Source organism: Arthrobacter sp. 10T419 (assembly GCF_056394105.1).
Genome location: NZ_JBFTHF010000026.1, coordinates 1 through 637 on the forward strand (window position 1 = coordinate 1; position 637 = coordinate 637).

A 637-nucleotide genomic window follows, 5' to 3' on the forward strand; every position below is an offset into this window, starting at 1 on the left:
GCAATGAGTAGCGGCAACGGACGGAGGCCCCACCAAGACCCTTCGATGCGATGGTGATACAGGCAATATTGTGTCGAGCGTAGTACTGCCTGCAAGTCGGCGTCAGAAAGGCCGTGCTCCAGGAGATAAAGAGGAGCATCACCGCGCGCGGCGCGCAGCCCATCAAAGTGGGCTGTTAGCGACGTGTGCAGCCACTCAATTTCAGTTTCGCCCCCGATACGGTCCCCTAACGCTTTCATTATTTTTGACGTAATGATCGTCTCTTTGGTCGCGCGACAGATATCCCGTATCGAATACTACAGGCCTACCGATTTGCGAACAAGATCGTTATATTAGCGATGAGGTGCCTTTGGTACACCGCTTTGGCTCCACTGGGGCGATGGCGGCTGTTGACTATGTAATTGCGGCAACACCGGCATTAAAAGCCTGTTGGCGCTCTGCCGTTGCGCTGGTTGACCTGCCGGCCGGGGCCAGTTCGATCCAGACCTTCTTGAACGCCATCGTAGCATCCTGGACCGCCTCGGCAGTCATGGGGCCCACCACGAAATGGGCGATCAGGTCCTCAGGAATGGCCATCAAGTCGTGGTCGGCAGCCTGCCAAGGCTTCGTTCTGCATAGCAAACAAGCACTTGTGCCC

1 pseudogene is annotated in these 637 nt (G+C 56.5%); it reads right to left on the reverse strand.

Features of this window, described 5'->3' with window-relative positions:
* Positions 1-393: 393 nt before the first annotated feature.
* Positions 394-637: pseudogene (locus AC1DBD_RS17695) on the reverse strand (hypothetical protein); the annotation flags it as partial.